Annotated in this window: 22 protein-coding genes and 1 pseudogene; 8 read left to right on the forward strand and 15 right to left on the reverse strand. The window is 55.0% G+C overall.

Going from position 1 to position 19,476, the window contains the following annotated elements:
- Window positions 1-108 precede the first annotated feature (108 nt).
- Window positions 109-252: pseudogene (locus tag ASE07_RS28940) on the reverse strand (EamA family transporter); the annotation flags it as partial.
- Between the two features lie 197 nt (window positions 253-449).
- Here ASE07_RS28940 and ASE07_RS18390 point away from each other — a divergent pair.
- The 6 genes from ASE07_RS18390 to ASE07_RS18415 are packed head-to-tail and all read left to right on the forward strand — an operon-like array spanning window position 450 to window position 5,247.
- The gene (locus ASE07_RS18390; protein WP_057292288.1) at window positions 450-1,412 is read left to right on the forward strand and encodes a chromate resistance protein ChrB domain-containing protein; all 963 of its coding nucleotides are present in this window, start codon (window positions 450-452) and stop codon (window positions 1,410-1,412) included.
- A complete protein-coding gene (locus ASE07_RS18395; RefSeq protein WP_057292289.1) occupies window positions 1,409-2,581 on the forward strand; it encodes a chromate transporter in 1,173 nt (390 codons plus the stop codon). The genes ASE07_RS18390 and ASE07_RS18395 overlap by 4 nt, the downstream gene beginning before the upstream one ends.
- Window positions 2,582-2,595: 14 nt before the next feature.
- Window positions 2,596-2,919 (forward strand): rhodanese family chromate resistance protein ChrE, encoded by a 324-nt coding sequence (gene chrE, locus ASE07_RS18400; RefSeq protein ID WP_057292290.1) that lies wholly within the window; start codon window positions 2,596-2,598, stop codon window positions 2,917-2,919.
- 11 nt (window positions 2,920-2,930) lie between these two features.
- Window positions 2,931-3,365 (forward strand): chromate resistance protein ChrB domain-containing protein, encoded by a 435-nt coding sequence (locus ASE07_RS18405; RefSeq protein WP_057292291.1) that lies wholly within the window; start codon window positions 2,931-2,933, stop codon window positions 3,363-3,365.
- Between the two features lie 50 nt (window positions 3,366-3,415).
- Window positions 3,416-4,042, forward strand: coding sequence for a hypothetical protein (locus tag ASE07_RS18410; RefSeq protein WP_156396751.1), 627 nt, complete (start codon window positions 3,416-3,418; stop codon window positions 4,040-4,042).
- A complete protein-coding gene (locus ASE07_RS18415) occupies window positions 4,039-5,247 on the forward strand; it encodes an MFS transporter (protein WP_057292292.1) in 1,209 nt (402 codons plus the stop codon). Before ASE07_RS18410 ends, ASE07_RS18415 begins: the two co-directional genes overlap by 4 nt.
- Before the next feature lie 33 nt (window positions 5,248-5,280).
- Here the strand turns inward: ASE07_RS18415 and dmeF are convergent, their stop codons facing one another.
- From dmeF to ASE07_RS18425, 3 genes are read right to left on the reverse strand one after another with little or no spacing between them, the layout of a single operon-like run.
- Entirely contained in the window at window positions 5,281-6,270 is a 990-nt protein-coding gene (gene dmeF / locus ASE07_RS18420; RefSeq protein WP_057292293.1) for a CDF family Co(II)/Ni(II) efflux transporter DmeF, read from the reverse strand.
- Window positions 6,271-6,295: 25 nt separating this feature from the next.
- Window positions 6,296-6,472, reverse strand: a complete 177-nt coding sequence (locus ASE07_RS28235) for a DUF1289 domain-containing protein (RefSeq protein WP_082584268.1) — start codon at window positions 6,470-6,472, stop codon at window positions 6,296-6,298.
- Window positions 6,473-6,481: 9 nt separating this feature from the next.
- The gene (locus ASE07_RS18425) at window positions 6,482-6,760 is read right to left on the reverse strand and encodes a metal/formaldehyde-sensitive transcriptional repressor (RefSeq protein WP_057292294.1); all 279 of its coding nucleotides are present in this window, start codon (window positions 6,758-6,760) and stop codon (window positions 6,482-6,484) included.
- Between the two features lie 290 nt (window positions 6,761-7,050).
- Between ASE07_RS18425 and ASE07_RS18430 the strand changes: the two genes are divergently transcribed.
- Window positions 7,051-8,037, forward strand: a complete 987-nt coding sequence (locus ASE07_RS18430; RefSeq protein ID WP_057292295.1) for a toll/interleukin-1 receptor domain-containing protein — start codon at window positions 7,051-7,053, stop codon at window positions 8,035-8,037.
- Between the two features lie 58 nt (window positions 8,038-8,095).
- On the opposite strand, the gene arsH is transcribed toward ASE07_RS18430, so the two are convergent.
- The 11 genes from arsH to ASE07_RS18485 form a co-directional block, all read right to left on the reverse strand.
- Window positions 8,096-8,857 (reverse strand): arsenical resistance protein ArsH, encoded by a 762-nt coding sequence (arsH, locus tag ASE07_RS18435; RefSeq protein WP_057292296.1) that lies wholly within the window; start codon window positions 8,855-8,857, stop codon window positions 8,096-8,098.
- Window positions 8,850-9,281 carry an arsenate reductase (glutaredoxin) gene (gene arsC / locus ASE07_RS18440; RefSeq protein ID WP_057292297.1) on the reverse strand — a complete coding sequence of 144 codons (432 nt, stop codon included), beginning with the start codon at window positions 9,279-9,281 and terminating at the stop codon, window positions 8,850-8,852. The genes arsH and arsC overlap by 8 nt, the downstream gene beginning before the upstream one ends.
- A complete protein-coding gene (locus ASE07_RS18445; RefSeq protein WP_235548527.1) occupies window positions 9,235-9,945 on the reverse strand; it encodes an MIP/aquaporin family protein in 711 nt (236 codons plus the stop codon). Before ASE07_RS18445 ends, arsC begins: the two co-directional genes overlap by 47 nt.
- Window positions 9,946-9,947: 2 nt before the next feature.
- On the reverse strand, window positions 9,948-10,448 hold the full coding sequence (locus tag ASE07_RS18450; protein ID WP_057292299.1) for an arsenate reductase ArsC: 501 nt from the start codon (window positions 10,446-10,448) through the stop codon (window positions 9,948-9,950).
- Between the two features lie 8 nt (window positions 10,449-10,456).
- Window positions 10,457-10,903 carry an arsenic resistance N-acetyltransferase ArsN2 gene (gene arsN2 / locus ASE07_RS30800; RefSeq protein ID WP_057292300.1) on the reverse strand — a complete coding sequence of 149 codons (447 nt, stop codon included), beginning with the start codon at window positions 10,901-10,903 and terminating at the stop codon, window positions 10,457-10,459.
- A 3-nt stretch (window positions 10,904-10,906) separates the two neighbouring features.
- On the reverse strand, window positions 10,907-11,428 hold the full coding sequence (locus ASE07_RS18460; protein WP_057292301.1) for an ArsI/CadI family heavy metal resistance metalloenzyme: 522 nt from the start codon (window positions 11,426-11,428) through the stop codon (window positions 10,907-10,909).
- The gene (locus tag ASE07_RS18465) at window positions 11,425-11,763 is read right to left on the reverse strand and encodes an ArsR/SmtB family transcription factor (protein WP_057292302.1); all 339 of its coding nucleotides are present in this window, start codon (window positions 11,761-11,763) and stop codon (window positions 11,425-11,427) included. Before ASE07_RS18465 ends, ASE07_RS18460 begins: the two co-directional genes overlap by 4 nt.
- An 803-nt stretch (window positions 11,764-12,566) precedes the next feature.
- Window positions 12,567-12,944: a copper-binding protein gene (locus ASE07_RS18470; protein ID WP_057292303.1), complete on the reverse strand. Its 378-nt coding sequence runs from the start codon at window positions 12,942-12,944 to the stop codon at window positions 12,567-12,569.
- Window positions 12,925-16,113: an efflux RND transporter permease subunit gene (locus tag ASE07_RS18475; protein ID WP_057292304.1), complete on the reverse strand. Its 3,189-nt coding sequence runs from the start codon at window positions 16,111-16,113 to the stop codon at window positions 12,925-12,927. The genes ASE07_RS18470 and ASE07_RS18475 overlap by 20 nt, the downstream gene beginning before the upstream one ends.
- The gene (locus ASE07_RS18480; protein ID WP_057292305.1) at window positions 16,110-17,639 is read right to left on the reverse strand and encodes an efflux RND transporter periplasmic adaptor subunit; all 1,530 of its coding nucleotides are present in this window, start codon (window positions 17,637-17,639) and stop codon (window positions 16,110-16,112) included. The genes ASE07_RS18475 and ASE07_RS18480 overlap by 4 nt, the downstream gene beginning before the upstream one ends.
- Window positions 17,636-18,949 (reverse strand): TolC family protein, encoded by a 1,314-nt coding sequence (locus ASE07_RS18485; protein WP_057292306.1) that lies wholly within the window; start codon window positions 18,947-18,949, stop codon window positions 17,636-17,638. The genes ASE07_RS18480 and ASE07_RS18485 overlap by 4 nt, the downstream gene beginning before the upstream one ends.
- Window positions 18,950-19,132: 183 nt before the next feature.
- On the opposite strand from ASE07_RS18485, the gene ASE07_RS28945 reads away from it, so the two are divergent.
- The gene (locus ASE07_RS28945) at window positions 19,133-19,408 is read left to right on the forward strand and encodes a hypothetical protein (protein ID WP_156396753.1); all 276 of its coding nucleotides are present in this window, start codon (window positions 19,133-19,135) and stop codon (window positions 19,406-19,408) included.
- The last annotated feature ends 68 nt before the right edge of the window (window positions 19,409-19,476 follow it).

A 19,476-nucleotide genomic window follows, 5' to 3' on the forward strand; every position in this document is an offset into this window, starting at 1 on the left:
TCCACCTTGAATTCTTCTGTGTACCGTTTGCCGCTCATAACACCTCCCTTTAGCCAAATTGTAAGGCTCGGAAGTGTCTATGAAACCAGGGGCGATTCAGACAAACCAGACAAGAAGTCCGATGCCGCTGCCTAAATAGAGCAATCCAGCCAAGGTAACTGGCGCAACTTGACCAACCAATATCTTGGCAAACGGCGTGCTGGCACCAAACAGGACTGCCGCCATGAGTGCGTAAAAAACGCCGCTATGCATACAACTCTCCAAGAGTAGCTTTGCAGGGATTCCAATCAGGGGCGGCAAACATGCCGCCATCTCTATGAAGCCCGCACATGATAGTCAGTTCTTCCTTTTTACATGCTTTCAAAGAAAAACCCCATGGGCCGAGGTGTTTCTTCATCTTGTTGCAATTTATTCTTGTAATCTACTCTACATTTTGTAGACTACATTACATGGATGAAAATAAAACCACATGGCTTTTGCTGATTGCATCGCTGCCAACCTCTGGGGCCACGGCGCGCATGCGCCTATGGCGCGGTATCAAGTCGCTAGGCTGTGCTTCTTTACGGGACGGCGCCTACCTGCTTGTCGACGATGAAGGCCATGCCCAAGCCCTACATGATTTGGCTAGTCAAACCAATACAGATGGAGGACAAGCTTGGGTAGTCGATGTCACAGCACGCTCAGAAGTTGATAACCAGGCCTTCCAGGCATTGTTTGACAGGTCGTCCGAATACGCCGAAATAGTTGCCGGATTGACTCAGGCTCGAAAAGCACTTCCATCTCAAACCCCGGCAGAAATCACAAAGACGCTCAAGCGTCTCCGAAAAGAGCGGGATGCCATCTTGCGCATCGACTTCTTTCCAAATCAGACTTCGCTCGATGCTGAAGCAGCATGGGCCGACTTTGAGGAAGCTGCCAATGCATTGCTGTCGCCAGGAGAGCCTCACCCCCAAGAACGTCCAATTCCGAGTTTGTCTCGCACGGACTATCAAGGCCGCACCTGGGCCACGCGTCGCAACCTTTGGGTCGACCGGGTCGCCAGTGCGTGGTTGATTCGACGATTCATTGACTCTGATGCCAAGTTCCTATGGCTCGACAGCCCGGCTCAGTGCCCGTCGACTGCACTCGGCTTCGACTTTGACGACGCAGCATTCACGCACGTCGACGATAAGGTCACATTTGAGGTGCTGCTAGCCAGCTTCAATATCGAAATGACGCCTGGCATGGAAAAGCTCGCTGCTCTCGTTCATGCCCTTGACGTTGGGGGTGTTATCCCGCCGGAGGCCGCAGGTTTTGAAGCCATTCTGACCGGTGCGCGTACGCGGCTCAACAATGACGACGCTCTTCTTACCGAAATTGGCACCGTGCTCGATTCCCTCTATACGCATTTCAACAAAGAACGTACGTCATGAATACCTCGCTCGAAAAACCTACCTATACCCTTTGGCAAATGGTCTTGTACATGCTTCGGCTCGGCACGCTGGGCTTCGGTGGCCCGGTTGCACTGGTCGGTTACATGCATCGTGACCTGGTAGAAGACCGGAAGTGGATTACCGAGGCTGATTACAAGGAAGGACTGGCGTTGTCCCAGCTAGCTCCTGGACCGATGGCCGCGCAGCTGGGCATCTACATGGGCTATGTCCATTACCGTCTTCTTGGCGCTACGCTGGCAGGCTTCGCTTTCGTGATTCCCTCGTTCCTGATGGTGGTCGCGCTGGGCTGGGCCTATGTGCGCTTTGGCGGCATCTCTTGGATGCAGGCCGTGTTCTATGGGGTCGGTGCCGCAGTCATTGGCATCATCGCGATGAGCACCAAGAAACTAACCGAAAAGAGCGTCGGCAAGGATAAGCTGCTATGGGCCATCTATTTAGTCTTGGCGGTCGTCACGGTGATAACCGAGTCTGAAATTGCGTGGCTCTTCATCGCTGCGGGCGCCCTTGTCTGGTTACTGCGCGCACCGCCAAAGTGGTTAAACAAAGGCAGCTTGAACGCCGCTGCGCTGACGCAGGCGCCGATTGCTGGCAGTCTTTTCGGTTCGGCAGATGTTTCTCAGCTCACGCAGATCGGCCTGTTTTTTGCAAAAGCTGGGGCATTCGTCTTCGGCTCGGGGCTCGCTATCGTGCCATTCCTGTATGGCGGCACGGTCACTGAGCATCAATGGCTGACTGAGAAACAGTTCGTCGATGCGGTCGCAGTCGCCATGATTACGCCTGGCCCGGTGGTCATCACGGTAGGCTTCATTGGATACCTGATTGCCGGCTTGCCCGGCGCCACCGTAGCGGCATTGGCAACCTTCATCCCCTGCTATCTGTTCACCGTTATCCCGGCGCCTTACTTCAAAAAGTATGGAAAGTTGCCCGGGGTCGTAGCCTTTGTTGACGGAATAACGGCTGCCGCCATTGGCGCCATCGCTGGCTCTGTCATTGTCATTGCCAAGCGCTCCATCGTCGATATCCCGACAGCAGTCATTGCACTCGTTACAGCAGCTTTGCTCTGGAAGTTCAAGAAGCTTCAGGAGCCGGTCATCATCGCAGCAGCGGCAGCCATTGGATTGGTTCTCTATCCCCTTCTTCGTGCGTAAAGGAACTGACGAACATGGCCACTTCAATCAATACAGACGACTTGCTCGACCTGACAAAGAAAACCCCGGTGCATATTGTCGATGTCAGACGAAAACCGGTATTTGACGCCAGCAGCAGCGTTATTGCAGGGGCAGTTTGGTGCAATCCGGAGGAAATCAACACATGGCAATCCACGTTGGATAAACAGCGTGAGGTAATCGTGTATTGCGTGCACGGACATCAAGTCAGCCAAGGATGCGCCGATGCACTTGTGCAAGCTGGCTTCAAAGCACGGTACCTGGAAGGTGGATTCGAACATTGGGTTGAAGAAGGTAAGCCAGTACGAGCCAAACCGTAAAGGAGGCGACGATGAAATGGGTAACCCGGGAACGTCCAAAGATTGACCGCATTGCTTGCCCTTGGCTTATCAGCCGATTCATCGACAAGGAACCTGAATTTCTTTATGTTCCTGCGAATGACGTATTGACAGTGGCACGGGATACCGGTGCAGTCCCTTACGATGTGCCGGGCGTCGAAATGTCGCATGTCGGCGACCACTGCAGCTTCGACGCTTTTCTGAAAAAGTATGACCTGACTGACCCGGTACTCGGGCAGCTTGCAGGCATCGTGCGCGGCGCCGACACCTCGAAGCTCGAACTCACCCCGGAATCGGCCGGGCTATACGCAATATCGATGGGTCTATCAGCGACTTTCAAAGACGACCATGAAATGCTTTCGCATGGAATGGTCATGTATGACGCGCTCTATGCGTGGTGTCGGCAATGTCAGGGCGAAACGCTCTAGGGGCGCCAAAATAAGGCGAAGACAAGTACTTGTCTTCGAAGGAGCAGTAAGTGAAAACGTATCTTATAGCTGCAGGCTTGTCGGCGTGCGCCTTCAACACAGCAGCTGAAACCTTCAATTTCGACGTAGACACGGCAGGCCAGCCACCAGCAGGCTGGACTTGTGGAGTCACAGGCAAGGGAAGCCAACGGTGGTCAGTAGAGCCCAATACAAGCGCTCCTAGCCTTCCAAACGTGCTCAAGCATGAAGACCCAGCCACCTTCGCATGGTGCGTACGGTCAGGAATATCGGCCGCCGATGGCACTGTGAGAGTGAAGTTCAAGCCAGTGGCGGGCAGGGAAGACCAGGCCGGCGGACTCGTCTGGCGATGGAAAAACAGTGGAACGTACTATATTGCGCGGGCCAATGCGCTCGAAGGCAATGTCTCTCTGTACCACATGCAGAACGGCGCAAGAAAAACAATAAAGTACGTCAATGCGCCGGTTGCCCCGAATTCTTGGCACGTACTGGAAGTGACCTACAAAGGCAATGCTATCCAAGTCTCGCTTGACGGGAAGGCATACATCGAAGCCAGTGACAGCCATATTCCGGATGCTGGGCGAGTCGGGGTCTGGACCAAAGCTGACAGCGTCACCTTGTTCGACGACTTCGCGTATGACGGCCTAACCAAGCAATGACCAGTCCGCTCCTGACACGAATCCTCTGGGTGCGGGGCCTACGAGCTTTTGCTGACGGATACATCAGCCTTCTGCTGCCGATTTATCTGATTTCGCTTGGGATGGGGCCGTTCGAAGTTGGCATCATTGCGACGGCGACACTGCTTGGGTCCGGGGTGCTCACGCTGATTGTTGGACTGCATGCTTGGCGGTTCCAGTCGCACACTCTGTTGTTAGCCGCGGCCGTTCTCATGGCAGCAACTGGGCTTGGCTTTGCAACAATCAGCGATTTCTGGCCCTTACTCATCGTGGCGGCAGTTGGGACGCTCAACCCGTCAAGTGGGGATGTTAGCGTTTTCCTACCGCTCGAACATGCATTGCTGTCGCGTACCGTGCCGGACAAGCAGCGGACAGCCGTATTTGCCCGCTATAGCCTAATTGGGTCGCTGCTTGCAGCGGCGGGAGCACTCTTTGCGGCCGTCCCAGATTACGCAGTGACCAAATTTGAAGTCGAAAGACAACTGGTCATGCAAGCGCTGTTTGTCTTGTACGGACTGATAGGTGTGGTGTGCGCCCTTATCTACCGTCATATCCCCAAGCATGCAGACACCAGTGAACAGGTAACTGCAGCGCCTTTGCATAAATCGAAAAAAATTGTTTTTACCTTGGCCGCATTATTCAGCCTTGACTCGTTCGGGTGCGGCTTTGTGGTTCAGTCGCTCGTTGCCTTATGGCTGTACCAGAAGTTTGAGCTGTCCACCATTGTGACGGGTACGATTTTCTTCTGGACCGGCGTGCTGTCGGCTTTCTCTTACTTGGTAGCGGTCCGGATTGCCAACCGTATCGGATTGGTCAACACCATGGTGTTCACGCACCTGCCATCCAGCATTTTCCTAATACTTGCTCCCTTCATGCCAACGCTTGGATGGGCGATAGCCTTGCTTCTGGCAAGAAGTGCGCTGTCCCAGATGGACGTCCCGACACGAAGCTCCTATGTTATGGCTGTCGTGCCACCAGAAGAGCGTGCCGCCGCCGCCAGCGTTACCGCAGTCCCTCGAAGTCTGGCTTCAGCCCTCAGTCCCATGCTCGCAGGTTATATGTTGAGCGCCTCTGCCTTCGGCTGGCCGCTGGTAGTCGCTGGCGGCGTGAAGATTACCTACGATTTGCTGCTTTTGGCGTTGTGCCGGAAAGTGCCACCTCCAGAGGAAGAAAGAGCTGCAAGTTAGGCTGGCAGCTCTTCCTTCCATATTCTTGCGTTGTCAGGTTTTACTGGCCCGGTAATGGATTTCAATTGTGGAGTGCACAATTTCCTCATGTATCGACAGCTCATCTCGAATCTTGCTGACAGTTAGACTCGTATCGTCGGTAACTACGCTTAGCGCACAGGAATAGAAACGTTGCCCAACTCGCCAGACATGCAGGTCGACCAGCTTGGTTTGCTTGATGTTGTCGTTAGCCTCAATGACCTCCCGGATTTCAGCAACGACCGGAGCGTCCATTTCGCGGTCTAGCAGCACTTTGCCTGTGTCTACAATCAAATTCTTTGCCCAGACTGCAACCAGTACAGCACCGACAATACCCATTACCGGGTCCAGCCAATTCCATCCGTAAAGCCATCCTCCCACTAGTGCAGCAATCGCCAGGAACGATGTGGCCGCATCTGCGATAACGTGCACGTAAGCAGACTTGAGGTTGAGGTCATGATGCCCGTGATGGTTGTCATGGTCATGATGGTGCCCGTGCTCATGACCATGGTGATGTCCATGCTCACCGTGGTGGTGCGCACCGCCAAGAATCAAGGCGCAAGCAATGTTTACCACAAGTCCGATTACTGCAATGACAATCGCATCTCGGTAATGGATAGGCTCAGGCGCAAAGATTCGTTCGATGGAGCTAAACGCCATCACTGCTGCAATACCAAGCAGGAAAACTGCACTTGTGTAGCCAGCTAGTATCTCAATTTTCCAGGTCCCAAACGCGAACCTCGGGTCTTTTGCGTACTTACGGGCAGCTGAGTAAGCAAAGGCGCTGAGTCCAATTGCCAATGTATGGGAGCTCATATGCCACCCGTCAGCCAGCAGTGCCATTGAGTTGAACCACCATCCGGCGGCAATTTCAACGACCATCATTACTGCGGTAATCCACATTACGAGGCGGGTACTGCGCTCCGCCGCAGGGCTCCCCTCATCGAAAATGTGGTCGTGAACCCAAGCGGAGAGCGGGTTGTCGTGGTGCTTTGTCGTACTCATAAAAATTCTTTCAGGTGCCGCCGGTTTATTTGCCTGCCAGCTTCTTTTCTCGGCGTGTGCGTTCATTGATGATTTGGTGGCGTCGATGGTCCGTCATCTTCTTCCACTCCCGTGCTTCAGCCGCGGTTCGAAGGCAACCTGTGCAGAAACCCGTTCTGCCGTCGAACTTGCATAGCTCGATACAAGGTGATTTAACAGCCATCTATTTGCTCTACTTCAGGTAGGTCCGAACGACCTCAACTAGCTCGTCAGCCCCCTTAGCACGTTCAGCGTCGCTCTGAATCGCGGGACTAGCGACATGTTCACGGATATGGTCTTCAATGACCTCAGCCATCAGGCCGTTCATTGCGCCGCGAGTTGCTGTCAGTAGCTGCAGAACCTCGCTGCAGCCCGCTTCGTTTTCCAGCGCACGCTCAACCGCTTCAATTTGGCCGCGGATGCGGCGCACGCGGTTCAGTAACTTTGTCTTTTCACGAGCTGTATGTGCCAACGTTTGCCTCTATCATAAATACCATAGGGGGGTATACTATCACACCTAAATTATCACCCGATTTCAGTGCAGCATGAGACTTTCTGGAAGTATTTGTGGATGGGCACGCCGTATCAAGCGCGGCGCTGTTTCGCTCTGGTACTAGGTTAGTGGCTTTTTGGCAGCGGCACCCCGGTCTTGAACCTGTCGAGGCATGTAGAATTTTGCAAAAATTATACGTAGCTGTTGTGGCACATAACTGTGGATGTGATGAAGGCACAGTGCAAATCGATAAAGGGAATAGGAATTAGATGGCCATTGTATTTTTCTCGTACAGTCATATTGACGAAGCGCTCAGGGACAAACTTGAAGAGCATCTAGCATTGATGAAGCATCAAGGCTTGATTGAGGCATGGCACGACCGCCGCATTCTCGCCGGGTCAAATATTGATGATTCAATCAACGAAAACTTGGAGCGAGCGGACGTAATTCTGCTTCTCGTCAGCTCAAGCTTTATCGCATCAACGTATTGCTACTCGCGCGAGATGAAACGTGCCCTTGAGCGGCATAAGGAAGGCACCGCACGTGTGGTACCGGTTATCTTGAGGCCATGCGACTGGCATAGCGCTCCATTTGGCAGCCTCTTGGCTGCGCCCAAAGATGGAAAAGCCGTGACCTCATGGCCCGACCAAGATGAAGTATTTACTGACGTCGCCCGACAGGTTCGTCAAGCCATAACGGCCGTGCCGAAAACTTCTTCGCCGAATCCATCGACAAGTTCACGAGGAGCTAGCCCGACTGGAATAGTTTCTCCGTTTAGTGTCGAAAATTCTGTGAGCGGCCCTATCGGACCTCGGTCAAGTAATTTGCGTTTAAAAAAGGAGTTCACGGATTATGACCGTGACGAGTTCCTTCGGGATTCGTTTGATTTTATGGCTCGGTACTTCGAAACCTCGTTGGAGGAGCTTTCAGCGCGCAATCCCGGCATAAAGGGAAAATACCATCGCATTGATGCAAACCAGTTCACCGCTGTTGTGTATCAAGACGGGAAAAGTATTGCAGATTGCACGATACGCATTGATGGGTTCGGAAGCCGAAGCAATAGCATCGCCTTTGCGTACGGTACATCCGTCCCTCGTGGAACGTCCAATGAGATGGTGCACGTTGAGAGCGATAGCCAATTGATGTACTTGAAACCGTTGGGCATGCAATCGTTCGGAGGGCAACAAGGACAAAAGCTGTCCCAGGAGGGGGCGTCGGAGCACTTCTGGGACTTGTTGATAAAACGTCTGCAATAAAATCATCACAGACAATGGTTGATGTCAGGCGTTTTATACCTTTGCGAGACATCAACCATTATTCCAGCTCGTCCTTCGTTTCGTCAGGTAACGTCTCATGGCTCATTGCTGCCGCGGCTAAGGTTGTAGCAAGCTCCGGAAACGTTACCTTGCGCTCACTGTATCGACTTGTCAGGTAGTCCGAGCGGTCCCGTACAAGCAAGGTGAACTTGTAGAGCTCTTCCATGACGTCCACCAGACGCTCATAGTAGGACGACGGTTTCATGCGACCGTTGTCATCAAACTCCTGGTAAGCCTTCGCTACGGATGACTGGTTCGGGATGGTCACCATCCGCATCCAACGACCGAGAACCCGAAGTTGGTTCACCGCATTGAAGGATTGGGACCCTCCTGATACCTGCATCACCGCTAGGGTCCGTCCTTGGGTAGGCCGAATGCTTCCGATTTCCAATGGCAGCCAATCGATTTGAGACTTGAACACCCCGGTCATAGCCCCATGCCTTTCAGGACTGCACCATACCTGACCTTCAGACCACTCGGACAGCTTCCGCAATTCCTGGACCTTTGGATGGCCAGGAGCACAGCTATCCACCATTGGAAGACCTTGCGGGTCAAAGACTCGTGTTTCAGCACCGAAGTGCTGCAAAATCCGCTCCGCCTCCAAGGTAAGCAGCCGGCTATAGGACTTCTCACGCAACGAACCATACAACAGCAGAATGCGCGGCGGATGCGTTGACACCTTCGTTGCGTCGAGCTTCTCCTGCGTCGGGACATCAAGATGTGGGGCGCTGATGTTCGGTAGATTTGACAGGTCAACCATTGTCTTTGACCCTTTTGCCTTCGGCGTCGATGACAACTTCCCCGTCTTCCTTGCTGAACGGGCCGTTCTGCGGCAACGGGAGGATGTCGAGCACTATTTCGGACGGACGGCACAGGCGAACACCAACGGGCGTCACGACAAAGGGACGATTGATGAGAATCGGATTGGCCACCATGGCATCAAGCAGTTCGTCGTCTGTCAAATTCGGGTTGTCCAAGCCAAGCTCGGCATAAGGCGTGCCCTTTTCCCGGATAGCTTCCCGTACGGTCAGGCCTGACTTTGCAATCATTTCATTTAGCTCTTCCCGGCTTGGTGGAGCCTTCAGGTATTCGATGACCTGCGGTTCGATGCCGGCATTGCGGATGAGCGCGAGGGTGTTACGGGACGTCCCGCAGCTGGGGTTGTGGTAAATCTTGATTTCCATATGGAGAGACCTCTTTGCTTGTGGCGAATAGCCATTTGAATACGACAACGGCGGCGGCGGCACCTAATAGCTGAGCAACGATAAACCCAAGAACATCCTGCGGCCGGATACCGGCGAATGTGTCCGACGCGGCGCGCGCCAGAGTAACGGCCGGGTTGGCAAAGGACGTGGACGACGTGAACCAGTAGGCAGCTGTGATATAGGCGGCGACTGCAAACGGCGTGCTGGTCGGCCGAGTTCTGGAGCAGCTGATGATGACGGCCAGCAGCCCGAACGTCGCCACGAACTCGCTCCACCACTGCGAGGGCCCGGTACGGGCATGCTGTGAAGCGAAGAACACTGCCTCTTGAAACATCCCATGGGCTGCAGCAACGCCTACAAATGCCCCCGCGATTTGCGCCAAGATATACATCGTGGCATGCCGCCAATGAATCTGACCAAACCAGGCATCGCTCAGCGTGACAGCTGGATTGAAATGGGCACCTGAGATGGGACCGAAGGTCAGGATTAATGCGACGAGGCCGGCACCGGTTGCCAGCGTGTTGCCAAGCAGCGCAATGGCGACGTTACCCCCGGCCAGTCGCTCGCCCATAATGCCGGAGCCAATAACAACCGCAAGCAGGAATGCGGTCCCGAGAAATTCCCCGGCTAATCTACGAGACATTGTCATACCGGTGTCTCGCCAATCTTTTTGATTTCGTGCTGGATAGCATGCTTCTCCAGCATATGCAGTGGAAGGCTGACGAAGGCGTTCATCCTCGCCATGATTTGCTTGAATATTTTTTCAAAAGCATCCCGCTTTTCTTCATCCGAACCTTCGACGGCCACTGGGTCTTCAAAGCCCCAGTGAGCAGTTGCGGGATGGCCAGGCCAAATCGGGCAAACTTCCCCTGCGGCGTTATCGCAAACGGTGATGATGAAATCCATGTGCGGCGCATCCGGAGCGGCGAACTCATCCCAACTCTTGCTGCGAAGGTTGTCCACCGGGTAGCCGGTCTTCTTCACCTGCTCGACGGCAAAAGGATTGACCTTGCCGCCCGGTTTGCTGCCTGCACTAAAACCCTGAAAGCGGCCGTGTCCCATCGTGGTTACGAGTGCTTCGGCCATGATGGAGCGAGCGGAGTTACCCGTGCAAAGAAACAGCACGTTGAATTTCTTGTCAGTCATGATTTTCCCTAAAGTTCTTGGATGAGGCGCCGCCGCATGCATGTAGCCTGCGACGGACATAGGCTTGAAAATTCGGTTGTTTTCTGAAGCGAGGAAGGCGCCGTGCTGCGCTCAATGACTTCGTACCCGCGACGCGCGAAGAAATCAGCGGCGGTTGTGGTGAGCAAATACAGAGTTCCAATACCGGTTCGCCGGGCGTGCTCTTGTACAGCATCGACCAGTTGCGTCCCTAGCCCTGTGAACTTGCTCTCGGGTCGCACTACTATGGAGCGCAAGAGCGCGTCTTCGCCGTATCGCTCCAGCCCGACTATCCCAAGGACAGACTGTCCACCTTCCGCAACTAGGAAATCCGCGAGGTGCCTAGCTGTCAGGTCCTGGTACGGCAGGCCGGCGTCCTCAAGCAGAGCGAGGACTGCCGGCAGGTCTTCGGACGTAGCTAGTCGAAGCAGCGTCATGTCTTAGCAGCAGGCGCCGGTCGTGCCCTTCTGCGTATTCGGCACGCAGCACGGACTGTCCGCGGAGAGCTTGATACGCGGCTTAGCGAGCGGAACGCAGCATGCTTCTGTACCCATAGCAGCTTCCCCTGGTGCGGCAGTCTTGTTGGGCTCGCCGAAAACCGGAATGGTGTCGAGCGTATGGAAGGTCTCCCACGCGATTCCGGAGGGGTCGTTTGCCCAATATTTGTCGGACTTGGCGTAGCAGCAGGCCACACCTTCTTCCTTCTTCACGTCGGGCTGTAAAGCACCGAAGCGGCACTGCATTTCGCTCAGCTCTGTGGCCGACTCGACTTGGATGCCGAGATGGTTCAGGCCCACTTCGGCTCCGCGCTGAGAGATGGCGAAATTTAAGCGTGGGTCATCGAGCATCCACTTCGCATAGTCCGTCTTCACGACGGTCGGTTCGGACGCAAAAATGCCGGAATAGAACTTGATGCTGTCGGCGAGATTGTCGACGGAGACGTGTACGTGCAAGCGTTTCATGAGCAAGCTCCTTCTTTGGAACAGTTGGAAACGCGGACAGGAGAACAGACGTTCCCGCCGCAGCAGTTATCGGTCAAGAATCCAAGCAAACCGTTCATAGCCTCAAAATTGGCCGCGTAGATAAGCGAGCGTCCTTCCCGCGTCTGCGTTACCAGGTCGGCATGTAGCAGCTCCTTCAGGTGGAATGACAGAAGGGAGGGAGCGATTCCAACGCCTTCGGCAATCTGTGTAGCCGCAAGTCCCCCAGGTCCGGCTTGTACAAGGAGGCGGAAGACTGCAAGCCGAGTCTCCTGAGCAAGTGCAGCAAGGGCAGCAATAACGCCTTTTATTTCCATTTCGATTATCCTTGAAATATTCAATTCAATAGTAGTTGAAGTATTTGGAAAAATCAAGGACCCCGAGCACTAATCGGCTTAAATACTAGTCAGACAGCGAAAAGCCGGACTAAAGCGAGCCATCAGTGCGGAACGTGGCGGCAGCGCATCGAACAAGCCACCTCTCGGGCTTGTTCCCGAAGGGCAAGTACTTCAAGCGCGTTTAAAAGATGGTCGGCAACTTCCATGTCACCTTCTCGCCAAGCCCTCTGGAATGCCGCAAGAATCTCATCAGCGAGAGAATGCATTTCTTCCATTTTCAACTCCGGTATTCGTTTGCCGAGCTCAAGGTAGCCCTTCCTATGGAGGGAAGGTCAAGGCCATTCTTGACGAGAATGTAGAGTTGCAATTTGATTGCCGACCTTTATAGCGGATGCGCTTGGGTCAAAAGCCACCCTTGCGCGGAATTCTCCCTCAACTAGACGTTTTAGGCTTGGCCTCTGGGACCATCATTTGATGATGTCGGTGCATTATGTCCATATGCTGCTTCATCTCGGGGACATCTGACTCATATGCGTCATGCACATGTCCATCATCTGCTTATCTGACATCATGGTCATGGGCATAGAACCCATCGAGGCATCCGGCTGAGATGCCTGGCCCGTTACGCAGCCAGCCAAGATCGCAGATGATAGTAAGGGAATGGCCAGTAATGAGAGCTTCATAGCTACCTCCTCATGTGAAGTGGAAAAGTACCGCGTCCTCCCCGGAAATAGGTGCAGCACAGCCCTCAGCCGCGCCGCGCCGTTTATCTGATAACCTCGTTACTTTTGAACCTGAAGTGCTGTAACGACTGCCGTGCCTTTGACGGTTTCGACGTTGAACTTCACCTTGTCGCCAACTTTGACCTTCGACAGCAGGGTGTCCTTTTCAACGGAGAACGTCATAGTCATCGGAGGCATTTCGACGGTCTTTGACTTGACTGGGCCGTGCTTGAGGGTGACGGTCTTGCCAGCCTGGTCGACTGCTTTGACCTCGCCTTCGTTCACGCGCGCAGCTTCAGAAGATTTTTCGGCCATGCCGTCCATCTTCATGCCCCCCATGTCCATCCTTTTGCCACCGTTCATTTGGTCAGCGTGGGCAGTCAGTGCGGCGGCCATCAGGCCAAGCGCTAAAATTGATTTAAACAGCGACGTTTTCATGGTGCGGCTCCTTGATAGTCGTGGTTGAAATTTTTGTTGCTTCCCGTAGCCGACGTTCCTGGAGGAGGCGCCATGCCGCGGGTATGACGAAAAGTGACAATAGGGGTGCGGTGACCATGCCACCAACCATAGGGGCGGCAATACGCTGCATAACTTCGGAGCCGGCTCCGCTGCTGAACATGATGGGTAGCAGGCCGGCAAGAATCACGGCAACGGTCATCGCCTTGGGGCGAACGCGCAGAACGGCTCCCTCTCGAATTGCCTCGAGAATCAATTCCTTGGTCAACGGCTCGCCACTTTGAAGGCGGGCGTTCAGCGAGTTCCTGAGGTAGACCAGCATCACAACCCCGAACTCCGCGGCCAAGCCTGCCAGCGCAATAAAGCCAACGGCCGTCGCTACGGAAACGGCATGGCCTAACCCCCATACGAACCAGAAGCCCCCAATGAGCGCAAACGGTACGGTCAGCATGAGCAGCAAGGCCTCGGACGTCAACCGGAATGCCAGGTACAGGAGCAGGAAGATGACGGCAAGAGTGAGCGGAATCACGGTTTGCAGCTTTGCCGCCGCACGCTCCATGTATTCGAACTGGCCGGACCAACCAATCGAATATCCAGGCGGAAGCTTGACCTCTTTTTGCACGGCGGTCTGCATCGCGTGCACGGCAGTTCGCAAATCGGTCCCGCGTACATCGACGTATACCCAGCCCGAAAGCCGGGCGTTCTCGCTTCGAATCATCGGCGGGCCGTCGGTCACTTGGATCTGCGCGACATCTCCCAGTCGGAGTTGCGCGCCCCGTTCAGTGACAAGGGGTAGCTCGCGCAGATTCTGCAAGGAATCGCGGTAGTCCCTCGGGTAGCGCACATTGATTGGGAACCGCTGGCGGCCGTCCACCAACTCGCCAACGTTTTCCCCACCGATAGCAGAGGAAACGACGGACTGGATGTCAGCAACTGCCAAGCCGTAACGGGCAGCCTGCCTCCTGTCAATCGTGACATCTATATACCGCCCGCCACTCAACCGCTCGGCTAGTGCGGACGTCACGCCCGGCACAGCCTTTACGACCGCTTCAACCTGTGCCGCAATCCGGTCAATCTGCCCCAAGTCGGCGCCGGACACCTTCACCCCCACCGGTGTCTTAATGCCAGTGGAGAGCATGTCGATGCGGTTTCGGATGGGTGGAACCCAGACGTTGGACAGGCCCGGCGCTTTTACGACTTTGTCCAGCTCCTCGACCAGCTTCTCTGGCGTCATGCCCGGGCGCCACTGCTCTCGTGGCTTGAACTGGATGGTGGTCTCAAACATCTCGAGCGGCGCTGGGTCAGTCGCCGACTCTGCGCGGCCGGCCTTGCCAAACACGGTTGCTACTTCCGGGACAGTCTTGATGAGACGGTCGGTCTGCTGCAGCAACTCGCTGGCTTTCGACGCCGACAAGCCTGGCAATGCGGAAGGCATATACAGCAAGTCACCCTCGTCAAGCGGCGGCATGAACTCCCCGCCTAGCCGCAAGACCGGTATGGCCGTCAGAACGAGTGCGACAACGGCGACCATGATGACCGCGACTGGATGTCGAAGGCTGGCTTCCAGCAGCGGCCGGTAAGCCGCAATCAATACTCGGTTGAGCGGATTAGACGCCTCGCTTGGAATACGCCCGCGAATCAGATAGCCCATCAGCACCGGCACCAGCGTAATCGCCAGTCCTGCCGCCGCAGCCAGCGTGTACGTCTTCGTGTAGGCCAAAGGGGCGAAAAGTTTGCCTTCCTGCGCCTCCAGAGCAAATACAGGTAAGAACGAGAGGGTCACAATCAACAATGAGAAGAACAGCGCCGGACCAACCTCAATAGAAGCACGGGTGATAATGGCCCACCGCTCTTGGGCGCCAAGTTCTTTGTCTGGATAGTCGTGCGCGTACTTTTCCAGATGTTTGTGGGCATTCTCAATCATCACAATGGCCGCGTCCACCATCGCACCGATGGCGATGGCAATTCCGCCAAGAGACATGATGTTGGCGTTCACGCCTTGGTAGCGCATGACAATCAAGGCCGCAAGAATGCCCAAAGGCAGGGAAATGATGGCGACGAACGCGCTGCGAAGATGGAACAGGAATATCGCGCAGACAACCGTGACAACAATGAATTCCTCGATGAGCTTGTTCCGGAGGTTATCGACCGAAGCCTTAATGAGATTTGACCGGTCATAGGTCGTCACCACTTCAACGCCTTTGGGAAGAGACTGCTTCAGCGTGTCGAGCTTCGCCTTGACTGCCTCAATGGTCTGAAGCGCATTCTTACCGGACCGCATGACGACCACCCCGCCCGCGACTTCGCCTTCTCCGTTGAGTTCGGCAATACCGCGGCGCATTTCCGGGCCCAGCCGCACTGTCGCCACGTCCCGCAGCAAGACAGGCGTTCCAGCCTCGTTGACATTCAGTAGGACATTACGGAAATCTTCCAGTGAGTGCAGGTAGCCTCGAGAGCGGACCATGTACTCAGTCTCAGCCATCTCGACTACGGAACCGCCGGATTCCTGGTTAGACTTGCCAAGTGCTTCCAGCACCTTGGTATGCGAGATACCGAAGACACGCAATTTGTCTGGGTCGACCACCACCTGGTATTGCCTGACCATGCCACCGATACTGGCCACTTCCGCGACATCCGGCACAGTCTTCAACTCGAAGCGCATGAACCAGTCGTTCAGTGCCCGGAGTTGGCTCAAGTCATTTTGGCCCGTGCGGTCTACCAGCGCGTACTCGAATACCCAACCGACACCGGTACCGTCAGGGCCCAGTTCGGCACGCACGCCTTGCGGCAAGCGGCTTTGTACCTGGTTGATGTATTCCAAGACGCGGGAGCGAGCCCAGTACAGGTCCGTTGCGTCATCGAACAAGACATAGACGAACGAATCACCGAAGAAGGAATATCCCCGGACTGTTTTTGCACCTGGGACCGACAAAAGTGCGGTCGTCAGCGGATAGGTGACCTGGTCTTCAACGATTTGAGGGGCCTTACCCGGGTACTGAGCACGGATGATGACTTGCGTATCGGACAAATCTGGCAATGCGTCCAGCGGTGTCTTCCCTAGCGACCAGAGACCCCATGCGGCCAGAATTACGGTTGCAAGCAGTACAAAAATGCGGTTCGCAATGGATTGCTGGATAATTCGCGCAATCATTTTTTGCCTCCGCCAGCCGGCGTAACACTCTCCAGCACGTAGCTGCCGTCGCTACCTTCCTTGAACGAAAACTCGGCATCTTGGCCAACCTTGATGTCGCCAAACGCATCCGGACGCGGCTTGCTAAAGTCCATGGTCATGGCTGGCCATTTCAGTTCCGGTATTGGCTTGTGTGAGAAGGTAATGCTTTCCTGAGATACTTTCTCGACCTTGCCGACACCCTTGTACGCCTTACCGGCTGACCCCTGCGATGGACGTGCAGAGGCCTGACTCTGTTCTTGGCCTGCATACTTGGGAAGAACAGATTTCAGCCTTGCCTCGGAATCAATCAGGAACTGTCCGGAAGCCACGACTTTTTGCCCTTCGGTGAGGCCGCTCAGAACCTCCGTGTTATCGCCCATGTCCCGACCGGTGGTGACCACAACAGGCTGGATGCTATTGTTTTCGGCTGCCACCAAGACGACTGAACGCTTACCGCTGGTGATGACAGCTTCAGTCGGAACAACAAGGCGTGGCACTGCTTTTTCGGCCCTCACTTGGACACGCATCAGCATCCCGGGCGTGAGGCTGTCATCACGGTTATCCAGTTCGAGTCGAGCCTGAACCGTTCTAGTCGTAACACTTACGCCGGGCAGAATCTCGCGGACTTGGCCAGAGTACTTGCGGTCCGGGTTCCCGGCGAATGATGCGTCCACCTTCATTCCAGGCCGAACGGCATTGGCCTGCTGTTCGGGGATTTCAGCCACTAACCAGACCTTGCTCAGCGCGGCCACTTTTGCGACCGTCATCCCGGGCGATACCATGGCACCGTCGCGTATAGGCAGTTCAGTTACGACGCCGGCCACAGGAGATGTCAGAGTTAGATTTCGTTGAACCTTTCCGGTCCGCTCCAGCTGTGCAACCAAGCTGTCGGGAATCGAGAGCGTCCGCATCCTGTCCCGGGCGGCGGAAGCCAGTGCATCATTGCCACTACGCTTGAGCGCTAGGTACTCCTCTTGTGGAGCAATCCATTCAGGCACAAATAATGTCGCGACAGATTCGCCTCGCTTAATACGCTGCATAGGCGCACGGGCATGCAACCGTTCGATATAGCCGGTCACACGGCTCTGTACGACTTCTACAACGCTCTCATCGAACTGAGTGGTGCCGACAAATTCGAAGGCATCCTTCGTTTCCTCACGACGGACGGTTGCGTACCGGATACCGAGGTTCTGCTGAAGCATAGGACTGACTTTGACACCACCGTCCCCACCAGCCTCATCCGCGTAGACCGGGACCAGTTCCATGTCCATGAATGGACTCTTTCCTGGCTTGTCAAATTTCTGCCCGGGCATCATGGGGTCATGCCAGTACAGCACCTTGCGGCCTGACTTGGGGTCGATTGTTTCTCTCCCAGCTGCCTGCTTCAATGCAGGTCCAGACCCTTTGTCCTGCTGATAATGTGAGCCAATCCAGTAGCCACCAAATGCCAGGCCAGCGCCCGTAAGAGTCAGGCCCAGTGCCTTGAGTGCAAAATTGTTTTTCATTGCTGTGCCTTCGCGACTGATGCCAACTCATGCGGCACGACTTGATGTTCAAGCTTTGCCCAAATCAAAGCCGCATCTTTCTCAAGCTCTGCTATCTGCAATTGCTGCTCAAGTTGCGTTTTTCGTGCGCTGAAAACTGCACTCAGACTGCCGGTGCCTGCGCGATACGCAGCAGTGGCCAACTCGGTTTGCTGGCTGGCGGCGGGCAATAGTTCTGACTTGAGCCGGGCAAGCCTCTCTCTTTGGCTTGAAAGTGTGGAGGCCAAGGTCCGTATTTCAGTCTGCATCCCCCGTACAGCATCTTCGTACTGCAGCCGAGCTCTCGTTCCCATTGCGGAGCGTTCGGCAATGTCACGGTCCTGCCTCTGCGACGGGTTGACCGTGATGGGGATACTGACGCCTACGGAAATCATGTTCGAGAAATGCGGCCGCTGGCTGAACCCGGCTTCAATAGACCAGTCCGGACGTCGCTCCTTTGTAGCTACCGTCGTTTCTGCATCCGCAAGGGTGATGGCTCGCCGGGCAGCGAGAACCGCGGGATGGTACTTCTCTAGGTCTTCAATAGAGAGATGCGGAACCCGGGATTCCAATATGGGCGTCTGGTCGGACACCGTCTCCACAGGGGTGGTTGTCCAGCGGCTCAGAGCTAGCTTCGCGTTCTGGAGCTCCAGTTCGCGCTTTCGGACAGCGTCCCGCGTCTGGGTAACGGCTAACTGGGCCTGTACGACGTCACCTGCTGTAGCTTTGGCACCCCGGTGCGACGCTTGAACGGCCGTCAAATCTGCAACAGATTGCTGCTCGAGTGCCTTGACGAGAGCTAGTGACCTCTGCGCATATAGAACTGTGACCCATGCCTTGGCTGTCTCCTCGCGTACCTTCGCGACATCCGCAAGATAGTTGCCTTCTTCGGATTCGACAGCTCGCTGCGCACGGTCTGAACGGGCGGCCCGCTTATCTGACGACACCCATTGTTGCTCGATACCGACCCTACGCATGGTCATGAAATCCTGCGTCGTACTCCAGCGGTCTGCACCGTTGACTGGCAGATTCTCGATTCCGACTTTGAGCATCGGGTCCGGGAGCTGGCCAGCTTTCACTGCTGCCTCCCGGCTCGCTTGTACGGCAGCTTCCGCTGCTTTGGGCAAGGAAGAACGCTGTAGCGATAGCTGCAGTGCCTCGTTCAAGGTCAGTGTACTTGCCTGAGCATGGGCAAAGGCTGTGCCAAACGCCAGAGCTATGAGTGCGCTGACATGACGTAGTGAATGCGACCGGTTACTTGGAACCAATCGCGTATTGATACGCAAAAACATGAAACCCCCTGTGACAAAGACGAACACCGGCTCCGGCGATATGCCGGGCGGCGTGACAACAGGAGGTCAAGTCAAATACGCAGTCGCTGCGTTCGGAGGTATGGCGGGTCGTTTCCTGAGTCCAAGACTAGCTCAGACCAGAAAGAGGTGCGAAAAGGCGGGATAACTGCCGCAATGGCTGGAATGACAAACGAAATGGTCGGCGGGCTAAGCGTCGGCGGCGTTGCAAAGTGCTCTAACGCCAACTTGTCGCCGACCTGTGCCTCAACACAATGGACAGGCTTTTCCTTATCCATCTCTGCGCAGGGCATTCCTTCCATCATCTCCGGCATGGTCGGCTTTGCAAGTTCCGGACATACGTACGCAGCCATGGCGATTCCTGAGGTCAGGAACGTCATGAGAAGAACGGTAGCTATAAGCCTGCCGAATGATGATAACAATCTACGCATTCATTGTTAAAGGGTTATTTCAGCTAGTGTAGCGCAACTTGTTCATTGCCACTAGCGAATCAAATCGCGTACAACATT

Origin of the sequence: Noviherbaspirillum sp. Root189, assembly GCF_001428545.1 — a bacterium.
In the GTDB taxonomy this organism is placed as follows: domain Bacteria; phylum Pseudomonadota; class Gammaproteobacteria; order Burkholderiales; family Burkholderiaceae_D; genus Noviherbaspirillum.

Coding starts and splice junctions, on each gene's coding strand:
- ASE07_RS18390 (WP_057292288.1), top strand. CDS start 450: ATGGATGAAAATAAAACCACATGGCTTTTGCTGATTGCATCGCTGCCA.
- ASE07_RS18395 (WP_057292289.1), top strand. CDS start 1,409: ATGAATACCTCGCTCGAAAAACCTACCTATACCCTTTGGCAAATGGTC.
- chrE (WP_057292290.1), top strand. CDS start 2,596: ATGGCCACTTCAATCAATACAGACGACTTGCTCGACCTGACAAAGAAA.
- ASE07_RS18405 (WP_057292291.1), top strand. CDS start 2,931: ATGAAATGGGTAACCCGGGAACGTCCAAAGATTGACCGCATTGCTTGC.
- ASE07_RS18415 (WP_057292292.1), top strand. CDS start 4,039: ATGACCAGTCCGCTCCTGACACGAATCCTCTGGGTGCGGGGCCTACGA.
- dmeF (WP_057292293.1), bottom strand. CDS start 6,270: ATGAGTACGACAAAGCACCACGACAACCCGCTCTCCGCTTGGGTTCAC.
- ASE07_RS28235 (WP_082584268.1), bottom strand. CDS start 6,472: ATGGCTGTTAAATCACCTTGTATCGAGCTATGCAAGTTCGACGGCAGA.
- ASE07_RS18430 (WP_057292295.1), top strand. CDS start 7,051: ATGGCCATTGTATTTTTCTCGTACAGTCATATTGACGAAGCGCTCAGG.
- arsH (WP_057292296.1), bottom strand. CDS start 8,857: ATGGTTGACCTGTCAAATCTACCGAACATCAGCGCCCCACATCTTGAT.
- arsC (WP_057292297.1), bottom strand. CDS start 9,281: ATGGAAATCAAGATTTACCACAACCCCAGCTGCGGGACGTCCCGTAAC.
- ASE07_RS18445 (WP_235548527.1), bottom strand. CDS start 9,945: ATGTCTCGTAGATTAGCCGGGGAATTTCTCGGGACCGCATTCCTGCTT.
- ASE07_RS18450 (WP_057292299.1), bottom strand. CDS start 10,448: ATGACTGACAAGAAATTCAACGTGCTGTTTCTTTGCACGGGTAACTCC.
- arsN2 (WP_057292300.1), bottom strand. CDS start 10,903: ATGACGCTGCTTCGACTAGCTACGTCCGAAGACCTGCCGGCAGTCCTC.
- ASE07_RS18460 (WP_057292301.1), bottom strand. CDS start 11,428: ATGAAACGCTTGCACGTACACGTCTCCGTCGACAATCTCGCCGACAGC.
- ASE07_RS18465 (WP_057292302.1), bottom strand. CDS start 11,763: ATGGAAATAAAAGGCGTTATTGCTGCCCTTGCTGCACTTGCTCAGGAG.
- ASE07_RS18470 (WP_057292303.1), bottom strand. CDS start 12,944: ATGAAAACGTCGCTGTTTAAATCAATTTTAGCGCTTGGCCTGATGGCC.
- ASE07_RS18475 (WP_057292304.1), bottom strand. CDS start 16,113: ATGATTGCGCGAATTATCCAGCAATCCATTGCGAACCGCATTTTTGTA.
- ASE07_RS18480 (WP_057292305.1), bottom strand. CDS start 17,639: ATGAAAAACAATTTTGCACTCAAGGCACTGGGCCTGACTCTTACGGGC.
- ASE07_RS18485 (WP_057292306.1), bottom strand. CDS start 18,949: ATGTTTTTGCGTATCAATACGCGATTGGTTCCAAGTAACCGGTCGCAT.
- ASE07_RS28945 (WP_156396753.1), top strand. CDS start 19,133: ATGACAAACGAAATGGTCGGCGGGCTAAGCGTCGGCGGCGTTGCAAAG.